This window comes from Bhargavaea cecembensis DSE10 (assembly GCF_000348905.1).
Lineage (GTDB): Bacteria > Bacillota > Bacilli > Bacillales_A > Planococcaceae > Bhargavaea > Bhargavaea cecembensis.
Genome location: NZ_AOFT01000003.1, coordinates 141,330 through 154,359 on the forward strand (window position 1 = coordinate 141,330; position 13,030 = coordinate 154,359).

Sequence of the window (13,030 nt, forward strand, 5' to 3'; positions counted from 1 at the left end):
GTGACACGATTGCATGACCAGGAAGCGTTCGGAGATTTCAGATATAATGGAAATAACGTTCAAGCAGAATTTCCTTTATAGGAAAGGAGGAACTCGAATGTCGAACCAGCAAGCCATCCTGACAGCCATCCAAGATGCCATACGTACAAATGGCCCCATCTGCCACCTGGATGACATCTATACATATGTCCGCAACCACGAACCGGCCATCCGGCACTATCAGGACGAGGAGGCCATCATCCGCAACATAATCTACCGCCATTCAAGCGACTGCGAGATCTTCAGGGGCACGTTCAGATGGGACAGCTATGACCTCTTCTATGCACCCAAAGGAATCGGCTCAGGCCTCTGGAGTATCTGGCCCGACGAACTGCCGCTCCGCATCCTGATCGAAATTCTCAAGCACCGCGGCGGACTTGCCACGGTCGAGGAAATCAGGCAACACCTGATGCTAGACTATCCGAGGCTCTATGTGCCGGGCAAGGATACAACGAATGAAATCAGAGAGACCTTGCTCCAGAACTCTACGTATCATCCCAACTCAAAGAACCCTCTCTTTTTCTATTCGAGCATTGTGGATGCTTGGGGAATACGGCCGGAAATCGATTAAAAGCGGGCATCCAAATTGTTGGACACCCGCTTTATCTTGTCTTTCGCTCAAAATACTCATGTAGCCGATAATCCGCGATCTGAGCGGTCCATCCATGGAGGAGAACTGTTTGTTCTCCGGAAGGCTGCGGCAGTTGTACCGAGAATCGATTCTCCTCGAACAGAACCTTTCCTTCCTTTTCACTCCCGCTCCACTTCGTCATCGGCATTTTCGCTATCAGATCGGCCGTTCTCTTCTCGTCATACTCGATGAGCCGTCTGCCTGTTTTATCGCTCAGGTCTGCCCTTCTCCGGTACTCCTTCTCGGTCAGGTATCGGTGGAAGAAGGGTGCGGCTTCTTGAGGTGTAATTGGGTCTGTCCAATTCTCTGGTCCTCTTGAGAGCATATAGAGCAGAACGACCATTTTGTAGCTTTTGTTCATACCCGTTTTCTCTACTTCTATGAACCAGTCCTTATACGTCTCCCAGACTTGGAGTTCCTCTTCCCTCAACTCTCGGGCATGGGCCAACATGCCGAAGTAGCTTCCGAATTCCTGCTTGACGGCCTTAGAGTCGGCATCTGCCAGCAGGTGAAAATCCAGGTATTCCGGTCGCCTGCCGAGCTCCCGTTTCAGATCAAAGTAGGCTGCAATGAGCGCATCCTTCCGGGGCGCGCGTTTTCGTGCCATTTCCTTTAAGAGGTTGATGACCTGTAAATCCAGATTGAACTCACAGACTTCCGGCACGGCGGGTTCGGCAAAGCGGCCACGTTTTTCTCCGTACTCTCCTGTTTCATCAAAGACCGTGAGTTTCACATCCGCGTTCCGGTAGTTGCCGATAAAATCGATGATGGTGCAATGCGACTTCCCGTCAGCCAGCCGCAGCCCGCGACCGATCTGTTGGGTGTAAATCGTGAGCGATTCGGTTGGGCGGATAAAGAGCAGTGTATCCACCTTCGGTATGTCGACGCCCTCATTGAATAGATCAACGGTAAAGATGGCTTCTAGTTCACCGGATTCAAGCCGGGCGGTTGCTTTTCGCCGCTCTTCTGCAGGCGTCGTCCCGTGCAGTACCATCGAGCGGATTCCCTGCCTGCGAAAATAGTCATTCATGAAAGTGGCCTGGCGGACAGATGAGCAGAACACAATCGTCCGGGTCTGCCTGTGCTCCATGTATCCTTCGAAGATCTTTTGCGCAAAGTCTTCCCGGAGATGCATCGCGAGCAATTCCTCTTCGTCATAACGGGTCCCCCGCCAGGTAATCTGCGAGTAGTCGGTGTCATCGTAGACGCCGTAATACCGGAACGGCGAGAGCCATCCGCGCTCGATCGCCTCCAGGAAGTGAATCGAGATAGCAACATTACCGCCGCAGATCGCATAGACGTCCTTGTTGTCCATCCGGTCCGGCGTGGCTGTAATGCCAAGCAGGAACTTCGGACGGAAGTACTCGATTACACGTTCGTATGTAGGCGCTGCGGCATGATGGAACTCATCTACGACAATTAGATCAAAGTCATCCGGGCTGAACCGCTCCATGTTATGGCGGCTGCCGAGCGTATAGACGGAAGCGAAGACAAAGTCCGCTTCCGTCTCTTTTACTGCAGCATTGAAGAAACCTGCCGTCTTTTCCGAATGCACATGCATAAATGACTGCTTGGCCTGCCTGAGAATCTCTTCCCTGTGCGCAATGAAAAGAACTCTTTTAAACTTCCTGGCAAAGAATGCGGCAAGGTACGTCTTGCCGAGTCCGGTCGCGAGCACGACCATTGCCCGGTCATACTCCTCGTCCATCGTCGCTTCTAGCGCATCCAGTGCCATCTGCTGAGCGGGACGGGGCTGCAGCGGTTCGGCGGAGGCAGACTTTGTTTCATAGTCAACGCCGCCTTCCGCGATCTCCTGCGCTTCACCCGGTCCGAGCATCATCTCGGTCTCTTCTTCCGCTGACCAAGCCATACTGAATGGCCGCTGGCGATTGGCTTCCCGGTGGTTCTGCTTGTACTCCGCGAGGGTCTCTGGGTTAAGCGAGATTGTAGAGTCATGATAAAACAGCTTCAGAAACTGATCTTCCGCCTCTTCGAACGCCTGGTCATCCGCTTGTGAAGGGGCAAGCAGATTCCACTCGACCCCTGAAGTCAGCGCAGACTTCGACAGATTCGAAGAGCCGACGATCAGATGATGTTGATTCTCTGTCCCGCGGAACAAATAGGCCTTCGGATGAAAGCTGGCTCCGCCACTCTTCCATAGCCTGATCTCTGCTTCAGGGAGTTCCTTTAGCAATAGTTCCAATGCCTCCGGCTGAGTGATGTACAAATAATCACCCGTCAGAAGTTTAATTGAAGACCCCTGATTTGAAGCAGCCTTCAGAAACGGCAAAACCTTCTGGACGCCCGACTTCATGGTGAAGGCGGTCATCCAATGAATTTCCTTGGCATTACCTGAAAGCCTTTCAAGATGCCGGATGAGCTCGGACGTGATGAGTTGCAGGTTAGTCATCAACGACCTCGATCAGAAAGATCTTCTCATCAAACGCGCCCCGCTTCTTGGCCTTTTCCTCACGGATCATGTCCAGTTGGTGGGGGGTAGCGCCGTGTGCTGCGGCGGTTGCGTAGATGAGTTCGAGCATGTCCGCGAGCTCCTCGACGGCTGCGACGGCATTCTCAGCTGCGAGGTATTCCTCGTATTCTTCGCCGAGTTTCTTCCTGAGTTCCTGCATGTATTCGTCGTCGTTCAATATTCGTGTTTTTGATTCTTTCCCTGCCAGTTCGATGATATCCGGAATTCGGTCACGTACGAGTTTGTTGTGAATGGGCATGTTTGGTTCCTCCTCACATCATTTGGTGCTTTTCTTCCATTATAGAGGGTTTTCATGAACGGGACCGGAAAAAGGCCTTGTACCTTCTGTATTCATACGCCCCAACATTAAAAACAACGACTTCCTCTTAATGTTTTGTGTCTATAAATTATCTATCTTATATAGGCGGGGGAGCAAATGCTCAATAGCAAAATAATAAGCTCTTCTCTCAAATAGAATTTATAGTTTAATGCCAGCACTCAAGTTATAATCGCAAATTGATAATGCTATAATCTATCCCATAGGGAGTGTTTTATTTTGGGAGATATTAAATTGTTTAGGTTTAACGGGGAATCCGTAGATGAGTTAGAAGGACAATCAGTCGCGGTAGAGAAATCATTACAGCATTTAATTGAACGGCATCTTGAAACATTCCTAGGTGTACGTTTTTTAGCTTCTGAATATAGTACGGGAAAACGTCATGCTGGACGTATAGATACTCTTGGCATAGATGAAAATCATTCACCAGTAATTATTGAATACAAGCGTTCGGTTAATGAAAACGTAATAAATCAAGGACTTTTCTATTTAGATTGGTTGCTTGATCACAAAGCTGAATTTGAACTTATGACTTTACGTAAGTACGGGGATGCCGTTGCAGATTCTATTGATTGGAGCAGTCCTCGTCTACTTTGTATTGCTGGCGGCTTTACTAAATACGATGAACACGCTGTGCAACAGATAAACAGAAACATTGAGCTTTACCAATACAAGCACTACAACGATGGCTTTATTTTACTTGATCTCGTGAATGCTACAACTGCACAAACAGTTCATATAAGTGAAGAGGTTAATAAGGCAACAAGCACAACTAACCGAAGTACAAGAGTAAAAACAGTGTCTGATTATTTGGAGCAAGCTAACATGGAATTAAGTGATAGATTTGAAACGATAAAAGCATATATGCTGGCACTAGGCGATGATGTACAAATTAAAATTCTTAAACATTATATTGCTTTTAAACGCATCAAGAACTTTGCTTGTGTAGAAATTCATCCTCATTCAGCAAAGATTCTACTTTATTTAAAGGTTAAGCCCGATACTATTACGTTAGAAGAAGGCTTTACCCGTGATGTAACAAATATTGGGCATTACGGTACAGGTGATTTGGAAGTCGTTATCTCTGACGATGAGGATATTGAAAAGGCTAAACGACTTATAGATATGGCATACGATGTTAGCTAACTAAATTCGAAGTAAAGACTATAATTCATGATGACTTATATCAGAAAAACCGCCGATCCCCTCGGCGGTTTCATTGTATTTATTTCGCATTCTCATCGGACTGATGGACCCCGAAGAGGTTGCCTTCCGGATCGGTGTAGTAGCCTTGCCAGGCCATGCCGGGGAGGGCGTATTTCGGGAGGGCGATGGTGCCGCCGCTTGCGAGGATCTTCTCTTCAGTGGCGTCGTAGTTTTCGACGCCCATCGTGCAGGCGAATCCGTTGAGCGGCTGGCCCGCGGATGGAGGCGGGCTCTGGCGCTGCATGAGGGCTCCGTCGATGCCCATTTCATCCTTGTCTCCGGTAACAGCACCGAAGTACGGCATGCCGGCGTATTCGCTCCAGTCCTCGAATATCCAGCCGAATACTTCCCCGTAAAACTTCTTCGCGCGCTCCATGTCATCGACGTGGATCTCAAAGTGTACGACTTTCCCCATCCTGCATTCCCCTTCCTATCACTGATTGGATTCCAGGTAATCCTTTAGTGCATCCAGATCTTTCGCGGTGGCTTTCTTGAATGGGCCGGCCATCATCTTGCCGAACAGCTTTGTCAGGCCGGTGAGCCCTCCGATCTCGCCGTGCAGGCGGACGTTGGACTTCCCGCCTGTCCCGGCAATCCGATACGTGAATAGGTACTCGCCCTTCCCCGTCGTGCCTTTTGTCCCGTCGACCCTGATCACGATCTTTTCGTTGGGCACGAGTTCCACGACTTCGAAATGCTCGGACGCCTTTGACCCGTACATTTTCCTCGTCTCGATCCACGTGCTGCCTTCACGCATCGGTCCGGCGTCCTTCCGCTCGATTCCGACCAATCCCTGCATCCAATGCTCCGCGGCCTCCAGGTCGAGCAGCGCGTCATACAGACGCTCCTTCGGCACACGGAAGTCCCGTTCCACTTCGAACTCAATACTCAACGCAGTCCCTCCTGTCCAAGCCAGTCCTTACCTGGTAACCAATTCTACTTCCTGCCGGTGAAGCCCTTTCAGTATGAGGAAGATTAATAAGAAGGAATTTTACTTTCCAATCCAGAATGTCATCCACAGTCTTCCTACTTAAGGGGTGAATGATTGATGATCAGTAAAGTCGGCCAGATCATGCTGTATGTCAATGACCAAGGCGAGTCGGTGAAATTCTGGACAGAGCAACTCGGGTTTGCCATGATTGCGGAAGAAGACAACCAGCAGGGCTTGAGATGGATTGAAATCGCGCCAACCAAAGACGCAGAAACGAGCATCATTCTCCACGATAAGGAGTTCATTTCCAAGATGTCACCCGGCTTAAACCTGGACACGCCTTCCCTGATGTTCTTCACGGACAATCTCGACCAATTACACAGTGACCTGAAGGATAAGACGACCGTCGGGGAAATTGTTGAAATGCCGTCCGGCAGGGTCTTTAACTTCGCCGACAATGAAGACAACTATTTTGCCGTCATGGAGAAAAAGTGATTACTAACGAATAAAGAAGTCCCTTCGAAACGTAACCCGTTCAGTTCAGTCGTACAAAAGAAGTTTTTTAACCCGTAAGTAACCTCCAAACCAGCATTGCTTTCGGAGGTTATTTTTGTTGATGCATCATGTTTTTATGTTATTTCGACGTGTAAAACAGCAATAAAATCAGCAGAGTTACAATGGCTATTGTTGGCCGACAAATGCGGCGAAACACAGCTCGAGTCGGAAAAGCGGAATTCCGATCGAAAACGCTTTCCCTAGGACTCCCTTGTCCACTTACTTGTTTTACCTTGCAGACTGGTTATAATCTCAAAAGCGATTGAGTAGGCTTCATATAATTTCTCTATACTAAGCCATTGGATCGTATCATCTTTTGTATGTAATAAATCAGAAACACCATTGGAACTGAAAGGAATACTTGGAACACCATTTGAGAAAAAAGTATAATGATTGCTTTCGTACCAAGGGCTTGTCCATTGAAATGAAGGGAACCCCTTTTTGATTTCTTTTAAGCATTTTTCTAACTCATTAGAACCAGACATAAGTGTGATCGTGTTTGTCCCAAGTGTTTGTCCTACCCCGTCAAAATTCATAGCGAACATCGCCTTTTGGAGATTTCTTTTATGTTCTTTTAGATAATATTCGTCTCCAAGGCCAAGGTATTCTTCAGAACTGAATGCGATAAATTCGAATCCGCTCTTCCAATCATTTCTGTTGGATAATTCCTCTGCTAAAGTGAGGAGAACAGCAACCCCTGAAGCATTGTCAAATGCTCCATCCGTTCCAAATACCGTATCATAATGTGCAGCAAGTATGATCTTCTCTTTCTGAGTCCTCTTCATTCTCCCAATTATATTTTTTGTACTTCCTTTCTCACGATGACTCTTTATGGTGCAGATTGCCGATGAGGACAAATAATTGTTCAAGATCTTCAAGCCTATTTCCGGGGTTACCGTCAATGAGGGAACAGAAAAGTCCCAGTCGTTGATGATCGGCAGATTTTTTTCTGTTTCCATTCGTACAAATACGATTACCGATGGATTTTTGTCTTCAAGGAGTTGAATCGTTTTTTGATGGTAGTCTGGATTATAAATTGTAAAACCTTTCGGAATGTAATTCTCCTTCGATAATTCTCCTTATAGAAAGACTATTTTCCCTTCTAAATCAGGTGAAGCAGCCAGTTCTTCCAACGTACAAAATGGTATGATATCACCCGAAACCTCACAGGCTTGTGAAAAGCTATTCGCTTTTGCCTCCAGTCTTTCACCATTAAACTCTATAAACGCTTCATCCAGTTGCCAAACGGGAACATCAAACTCTTGTATTTCTATGTCTAAACCGGATTTCCTAAACACATTTTCAATATAAACTGATGCAGAGTGATTCGCTTCTGTTCCGACTGGACGACACCCTATCTCACACGACAAAGTGTTCAGATGATCCATTATTCTTTCTTTAATAGGCTGCATGATATCCCCCTCTAATGAATCTTTTCATCTCACCTTCTTTTGCAAAATACCTTCTACATAAATAGCGTTAACCCTTCTCGATACACACAGCCTACGACAGCCGATCTACAATGAAGACAGTTACTCTTGATAGAGAAAGTGATTACTAAAGAATAAGGAAGTCCCTCCAAAACGCCTGATAATCAGGCGTTCGAAGAGACTTCCTTTTTTATTTCACCTATCAGAAAAAGATCAGCAGCAAAATCCCAGCAATAAAGCAATAGTATGTAAAGTACACGAGCTTCCCGCTCTTCATGACGCCCATGAACCACTTCAGTGCAAAGTAGGTCATGAACAGTGTGGCGACAAATGCGGCGAGGTAAGGGATCATCAGGTCCGCTTTGTTCGGTTCATCCATGAAGTCACCCACGCCGAGGACCAGGCCGCCGAGGCTTACGGGAATGTAGAGCATGAACGAAAAGCGGAGCGCGGTTTCCTGTTTCATTCCGACGGCGATTGCCGAGATGATCGTTGCGCCCGATCGGCTGATTCCCGGTGTCAGTGCAACGGCCTGTCCCAGACCGACGAGGATGGCGTCTTTTGCCGTGATGTCACTTTCGCCTTTGGTGCCTTTCATGTTGCGGATCAGCCACAGGGCGATCCCCGTGACGAACAGCATGATGGCGATTATTGTCATGCTGACGTTTTCCGCGATGTAGTCGTTCAGCAAAAAGCCGAGGGCCCCTGCCGGGATGGTGCCGATGACGATAAAGCATACAAAGCGGAAGTCGCTTTTGTAGCGGTCATCTTTTGTTTTCAGGTAGTTCAGCGAGTTGACCGCGAGCCTTACGATGTCCCGACGGTAGATGAACAGGATGGCCAGCAGTGAAGCGGTGTTGGTCAGGATTGCAAATGTGAACCCCTGCTCCCCCAGCCCGAGCAGTTCGCTCGCCACCATGACGTGCCCGCTGGACGATACCGGAATCGGTTCGGTAAAGCCCTGGACAAGCCCGATGACGATCATTTTAATGATGAGTATCAAATCTATTTCCATATTGTCCTCCTTGAAAAGCCTCCCCCCATTTTATACAACTTGGCCGGATGGGGGAAATGATAAAAAAGCCTTCCTCATTCGAAGGCTTTTTCTTGAGACTATTTATTGAAACTTTTCAGGAAAACGAGACGTCCACTTCGCCCAGATTCTCGAACGTCGCCTTGAACCTGTCACCCGGCTTGACGTCGACCGCTTTGGTGAGCGCCCCGGCCAGCACCACTTCCCCTGCTTTCAGCGGGATGCCGTACTCATGAAGGGCCCGGGCCAGCCAGACGACGGCTTCGAGCGGGTTGCCGAGCACGGCGGAGCCATAGCCTTCGTCCAGCTTCTCGCCGTTCTTGAAGACCTCCATCTTCACCGACGGAAGATCGATGTCGTCCGGCTTCACCTGCTGCTTGCCGAACACCGCTCCGGCGGATGACCCGTTGTCGGCGACGGTGTCCTCGAACTTGATCTTCCAGTCCCGGATCCGGCTGTCGATGATCTCAGCTGCCGGGACGACGTAGTCGATGGCCTTCGCAACGGTCTCCAGCGACACGTTTTCGCCGTCGATGTCCGCCTTCAGGACAAAGGCGATCTCGAACTCCACTCTCGGTGCGATCAGCCTGCTTGTGTCGACCGGCTCGCCTTCCGTGAAGATCATGTCGTCAAACAGATGGCCGTAGTCCGGCCGGTCCACACCGAGCATGTCCTGCATCGCCTTGCTCGTAAGGCCGATCTTCTTGCCCTTGACGACCGCTCCGTCCACCTGCCGCTTCCGCACGTATTCCAGCTGCGCGGCATACGCCTGGTCCGGCGTGAGGTCCGGATAGGTTTCCGTCAGCGGAGAAATCGGCTGCGACGTTTTCTCCGCGCGGTAGATCTGGTTCCCGAGTTCTTCTGTAGCCAGCATGTTTCTGCCCCCTATTGCGCCACGGAGTGGTAGAGGGAATGGTTGGCCACCCGCCTCTGCCACTCAATAGCGATTTCCTGTTGGTCGATCTGCTTCAGCAAGCACTGTTTCATGAACGAGATGGTCTGTCTGTCGCTGTCCACGTAGATCTGCGCGTCGTGCCACGTGCTCCCCGTGCCGATCCGGACGTCGTAGATGCCGCTTTGCGGCAGCATGTAATACTCCTTGAGCGAGAGGCTTCCTCCTGCCACTTCTGCACGTGTTGTGTAGCACCTGCCGAGCAGCTGTCTCACTTCTGCAATCCGTCCTCCGAGGATTGCCGACCGGATGCGGGTCGAGCTGATCTTCTCGCGGCGGTACTGGACTTTCTCCACCTTGGACACCCCGATCCGGCCGCCCGAGTCTGCGTGCAGGCGGTCGATCGTCCCCTTCCCCTTGAACCCGTAGGAAAAGTCGTAGCCCGCGACCGCGTGGACCGTTCCGAACTTCAGCAAGTACTGCTCCACATAATCTTCAGGGCTCAGCGAGGCGAACGCTCTCGTGAACGTGACGATATAGAATCGGTCGACGCCCATCTTTTCCAGGAGACGCGCTTTTTCCTCGAGCGGAATCAGGTAATCCACCTTCACTTTCCCACCGGACAGCACCGTCTTGGGATGAGGAAAGAAGCTCATCACATCCAGCGGAAGCCCTGTCCGCTCCGCTTCGCGCCTCGCCGTCCCGATGACTTTCTGATGCCCTTTGTGCACGCCGTCGAAAAAGCCGAGCGCGATGACGTTGGGCCGCGCCTTGGACTGCCAGTCCGCAAGATTGGCCTCGTTCAGAAAGATGATTTCCATTCCTCCCACCCCTTCCTTACTGGACGGCTTCGGCGAATTCTTCCAGCCGACGGTACTTGCCGCAGTTGAAGATGAGCGGATCCCCGTCCGCCAAAGTCATGTCATTCACCTTGCCGATGAATAGCACATGGTCCCCTTCGACATGCTCGTTGTAGACTTCGCATGACAGCTGGCAAAGCGCGTCTTTCACGACCGGCGTGTCCCCGAGGCGCTCGAACTCGAACTTCTCCTCGGTCTTTTTCTGGCCGGCGAAGATCATGGAGACGTCCTGCTGCTCACAGGAAAGGACGTTCACCGAGAACTTGCCGCTCTGGCGGATTCGCTCGAGCATCTTGGCCTGATGGCCGATCGAGATCACGATCAGCTTTGGGTCCAGCGACACGGACATGAACGCGTTGGCGGTCATCCCGTATGCCTCCCCATCCGTTTCGGTCGCAATCACATTGACTCCGGTGGCGAACTTCCCCATTGCATTTCTGAACTGACGATCATCCATTACGATTCCCTCCTTGGTTTGGTCAGAGCCCATGCGAATAAATACTCAACATTCCAAATATACAGACAAACCGTTGTAAAAAAATATCCCCCGAACTATAATCATGTAACCGCTACCAATAACTCCGATAGATTTAGGACTCTGAATCGATTACATACATCCTACCACCTCAAGCAGTCGTCGTTTACCCACGAAAACTACCAAGTTGGCCGGATTCTTCGTATGAAAGACACGAATTCCCCCGCGCACGGCCAGTCAGAACGATCAGATCAAAGGAGTGTATCCGATTGAAAATGATGGCGAACAAGGCGAAGCTTCGTGATGTGTTTGAGTTGCCCACGGAACAGACGATGAAGATTTTCCATGACCGCCTGATCAGCATTCCCGTGACGGCGCTGTCCGCCCTGAAGCGGGAACTCGTCGCAAGCATCGGCGAAGACCGGACGAAAGGCGTGTTCATCCGATACGGCTGGCACACGGGCGTAAGCGAGGGCGAGAAGGTCAGGAATTTCGAATGGAAGGATGAAACCGAACTCGTTGAAGCCGGACCCAAGTTCCATGTGATCCACGGCTACCTGGACGAGGTCATCGTGGACGACATACGGTTCGATGAAGACGGCCATGTCGACTACATCAAGGCGCTCTGGTCCAAGTCGTACGAGGCGGATGAATACAAGCAGACGAACCGGCTGAGCGATGAGCCCGTCTGCCATACGCTTTGCGGGTACGCGAGCGGCTATCTGTCCACCGCCCTGCAGAAGCCGATCCTCGTGAAGGAGACGAAGTGCGAGGCGATGGGACACGAACGCTGCGAGATTGTCTGCATGCCGGTCGAGAAATGGGATGAAGAGGACCGGAACGAACACCGCTATTACCAGTCCTCCAGCATGATCAAGGAACTCGACGAGGTCACGGCCAAGCTGAAGACCGAGCGGGACTACCTGACGAAGGCCCATGGCATCCATAAGGAGCTGATTGAGCAGCTGCTGTCCACGCAGGAGCTCCAGAAAATCACGGACCTCCTTTGCGAAAAGGCCGGGCTGCCGACCTTCATCGAAGACGAAAAGCATCGGATCATCGCCAGCTCCGGGGACATTGACCTGAACCTGGACCTGAAGACGCTCGGCACGGACACGACCTGCTTCACCCGGCTTTCCCACGGCCGGGGGATTCTCAGGACCCCGATCCTGTTCGAAAACGAGATCAAGGGATTCTGCTCGTTCCTCTACCATAACGGCCAGGAACCCACTGAACTGGAACGCATGATCATTGACCAGGCATCGCTCACCTCCTCCATCATCCTGATGAACGAGAACATCAAGCTCCAGACCGAACAGAACATCAGGCGGAGTTTCCTGAGCGATATCCTGGATGAAAAGATGGACAAAGAGGAACTGTATCAGGTCGCCCGTTACCTGGAACTGGACCTGGAGTCGGACTACTGGATGCTGACGCTCGAACGGAACATCGACCAGACCGATCTGAGCTCGGAAGTGGAAATCAGCGAAAAGCTCTTCCGCCACCTGAACCTGTTCCTGAAGGAGCGGGGCATCAACGCGATCGTCTCCCACCGGTCCGGGAACATCCTCATCGTCATCGACTACTCCAGCTGCCTGAACTGCTTTGCCGACCGGACGACCTTCATCAACAAACTTCTGAAGCACTGCGAAAAACGCTTTAAGGGCCTGTCCTTCTATGTCGGCGCCAGCTCCGTGGCAGACAGCCTCGAGGAACTGCCCGTCCTGTACAGCGAGACGCTGACTGCGCTGAACGCCAAAAGCGATGACAAATGGATCCTGTACTATGAGGAACTCGGCGTGGAAAGCATCCTCTTCCAGATCTCCAACGAAAAAACGCTGGACCGGTTCGTCAACAACCAGCTGGGGGTCCTGCTGGAGGAAGACAAGAGTTTGGAGCTGATCACCACCCTCCGCGACTACATCGAAAACGGCATGAACATCAACGCCACCGCCAAAGCCATCTCCATGTCGATCAGCGGCCTGCGCTACCGCCTCGGCAAAATCAGTGAACTCCTCGACGTCGAACTCGACGACACCAAACGGCTGTTTTCCGTCTACATGGCGCTGAACGTGCTGAAGGCGAAAGGAAAAATCTGAACATGAAAGCCTGCCGATCGTGAAGATCGGCAGGCTTTTGATTATTGGGAGTATGACTGCCGAAAAGGAGAT

General features: G+C 50.7%; 14 protein-coding genes. 4 read left to right on the forward strand and 10 right to left on the reverse strand.

Translation table 11 applies throughout. From position 1 onward, the window contains the following. Nucleotides 1–97: 97 nt before the first annotated feature. The gene (locus C772_RS04200; protein WP_008297675.1) at nt 98–610 is read left to right on the forward strand and encodes a hypothetical protein; all 513 of its coding nucleotides are present in this window, start codon (nt 98–100) and stop codon (nt 608–610) included. Nucleotides 611–641: 31 nt separating this feature from the next. Here the strand turns inward: C772_RS04200 and C772_RS04205 are convergent, their stop codons facing one another. Then, nucleotides 642–3,080 carry a DEAD/DEAH box helicase family protein gene (locus tag C772_RS04205; protein WP_008297676.1) on the reverse strand — a complete coding sequence of 813 codons (2,439 nt, stop codon included), beginning with the start codon at nt 3,078–3,080 and terminating at the stop codon, nt 642–644. Next, the gene (locus tag C772_RS04210) at nt 3,073–3,399 is read right to left on the reverse strand and encodes a nucleoside triphosphate pyrophosphohydrolase (RefSeq protein WP_008297678.1); all 327 of its coding nucleotides are present in this window, start codon (nt 3,397–3,399) and stop codon (nt 3,073–3,075) included. The genes C772_RS04205 and C772_RS04210 overlap by 8 nt, the downstream gene beginning before the upstream one ends. A 297-nt stretch (nt 3,400–3,696) precedes the next feature. Here C772_RS04210 and C772_RS04215 point away from each other — a divergent pair, with 297 nt between their 5' ends. Continuing rightward, nucleotides 3,697–4,623: a DUF5655 domain-containing protein gene (locus C772_RS04215; RefSeq protein WP_008297679.1), complete on the forward strand. Its 927-nt coding sequence runs from the start codon at nt 3,697–3,699 to the stop codon at nt 4,621–4,623. 79 nt (nt 4,624–4,702) lie between these two features. On the opposite strand, the gene C772_RS04220 is transcribed toward C772_RS04215, so the two are convergent. After that, nucleotides 4,703–5,098 (reverse strand): VOC family protein, encoded by a 396-nt coding sequence (locus C772_RS04220; RefSeq protein WP_008297680.1) that lies wholly within the window; start codon nt 5,096–5,098, stop codon nt 4,703–4,705. A gap of 18 nt (nt 5,099–5,116) precedes the next feature. Next, on the reverse strand, nt 5,117–5,575 hold the full coding sequence (locus C772_RS04225; RefSeq protein WP_008297683.1) for an SRPBCC family protein: 459 nt from the start codon (nt 5,573–5,575) through the stop codon (nt 5,117–5,119). A 156-nt stretch (nt 5,576–5,731) separates the two neighbouring features. Here C772_RS04225 and C772_RS04230 point away from each other — a divergent pair, with 156 nt between their 5' ends. Then, nucleotides 5,732–6,109 carry a VOC family protein gene (locus C772_RS04230; protein ID WP_008297685.1) on the forward strand — a complete coding sequence of 126 codons (378 nt, stop codon included), beginning with the start codon at nt 5,732–5,734 and terminating at the stop codon, nt 6,107–6,109. Nucleotides 6,110–6,369: 260 nt separating this feature from the next. On the opposite strand, the gene C772_RS04235 is transcribed toward C772_RS04230, so the two are convergent. The 6 genes from C772_RS04235 to C772_RS04260 form a co-directional block, all read right to left on the reverse strand. Then, nucleotides 6,370–7,128 carry a M28 family metallopeptidase gene (locus C772_RS04235; RefSeq protein WP_008297686.1) on the reverse strand — a complete coding sequence of 253 codons (759 nt, stop codon included), beginning with the start codon at nt 7,126–7,128 and terminating at the stop codon, nt 6,370–6,372. 120 nt (nt 7,129–7,248) lie between these two features. Further along, nucleotides 7,249–7,581, reverse strand: coding sequence for a hypothetical protein (locus tag C772_RS04240; protein WP_035001380.1), 333 nt, complete (start codon nt 7,579–7,581; stop codon nt 7,249–7,251). Nucleotides 7,582–7,801: 220 nt separating this feature from the next. After that, nucleotides 7,802–8,614 carry an undecaprenyl-diphosphate phosphatase gene (locus C772_RS04245; protein WP_008297687.1) on the reverse strand — a complete coding sequence of 271 codons (813 nt, stop codon included), beginning with the start codon at nt 8,612–8,614 and terminating at the stop codon, nt 7,802–7,804. 115 nt (nt 8,615–8,729) lie between these two features. Further along, nucleotides 8,730–9,506 carry a 2-keto-4-pentenoate hydratase gene (locus C772_RS04250; protein WP_008297688.1) on the reverse strand — a complete coding sequence of 259 codons (777 nt, stop codon included), beginning with the start codon at nt 9,504–9,506 and terminating at the stop codon, nt 8,730–8,732. Nucleotides 9,507–9,517: 11 nt separating this feature from the next. Next, nucleotides 9,518–10,345 carry an FAD synthetase family protein gene (locus tag C772_RS04255; RefSeq protein WP_008297689.1) on the reverse strand — a complete coding sequence of 276 codons (828 nt, stop codon included), beginning with the start codon at nt 10,343–10,345 and terminating at the stop codon, nt 9,518–9,520. Between the two features lie 16 nt (nt 10,346–10,361). After that, complete coding sequence (locus C772_RS04260; RefSeq protein ID WP_008297690.1) at nt 10,362–10,841, reverse strand: flavin reductase family protein; 480 nt, start codon at nt 10,839–10,841, stop codon at nt 10,362–10,364. A gap of 293 nt (nt 10,842–11,134) precedes the next feature. On the opposite strand from C772_RS04260, the gene C772_RS04265 reads away from it, so the two are divergent. Continuing rightward, complete coding sequence (locus tag C772_RS04265) at nt 11,135–12,958, forward strand: helix-turn-helix domain-containing protein (RefSeq protein WP_235046372.1); 1,824 nt, start codon at nt 11,135–11,137, stop codon at nt 12,956–12,958. Nucleotides 12,959–13,030 lie beyond the last annotated feature (72 nt).

Bases quoted from the DNA above. Each gene is read 5' to 3' on its own strand.
- C772_RS04235 (WP_008297686.1), bottom strand. From the start codon at position 7,128: ATGGAAACAGAAAAAAATCTGCCGATCATCAACGACTGGGACTTTTCT.
- C772_RS04205 (WP_008297676.1), bottom strand. From the start codon at position 3,080: ATGACTAACCTGCAACTCATCACGTCCGAGCTCATCCGGCATCTTGAA.
- C772_RS04250 (WP_008297688.1), bottom strand. From the start codon at position 9,506: ATGCTGGCTACAGAAGAACTCGGGAACCAGATCTACCGCGCGGAGAAA.
- C772_RS04230 (WP_008297685.1), top strand. From the start codon at position 5,732: ATGATCAGTAAAGTCGGCCAGATCATGCTGTATGTCAATGACCAAGGC.
- C772_RS04240 (WP_035001380.1), bottom strand. From the start codon at position 7,581: ATGCAGCCTATTAAAGAAAGAATAATGGATCATCTGAACACTTTGTCG.
- C772_RS04265 (WP_235046372.1), top strand. From the start codon at position 11,135: ATGATGGCGAACAAGGCGAAGCTTCGTGATGTGTTTGAGTTGCCCACG.
- C772_RS04255 (WP_008297689.1), bottom strand. From the start codon at position 10,345: ATGGAAATCATCTTTCTGAACGAGGCCAATCTTGCGGACTGGCAGTCC.
- C772_RS04260 (WP_008297690.1), bottom strand. From the start codon at position 10,841: ATGGATGATCGTCAGTTCAGAAATGCAATGGGGAAGTTCGCCACCGGA.
- C772_RS04220 (WP_008297680.1), bottom strand. From the start codon at position 5,098: ATGGGGAAAGTCGTACACTTTGAGATCCACGTCGATGACATGGAGCGC.
- C772_RS04210 (WP_008297678.1), bottom strand. From the start codon at position 3,399: ATGCCCATTCACAACAAACTCGTACGTGACCGAATTCCGGATATCATC.
- C772_RS04245 (WP_008297687.1), bottom strand. From the start codon at position 8,614: ATGGAAATAGATTTGATACTCATCATTAAAATGATCGTCATCGGGCTT.
- C772_RS04200 (WP_008297675.1), top strand. From the start codon at position 98: ATGTCGAACCAGCAAGCCATCCTGACAGCCATCCAAGATGCCATACGT.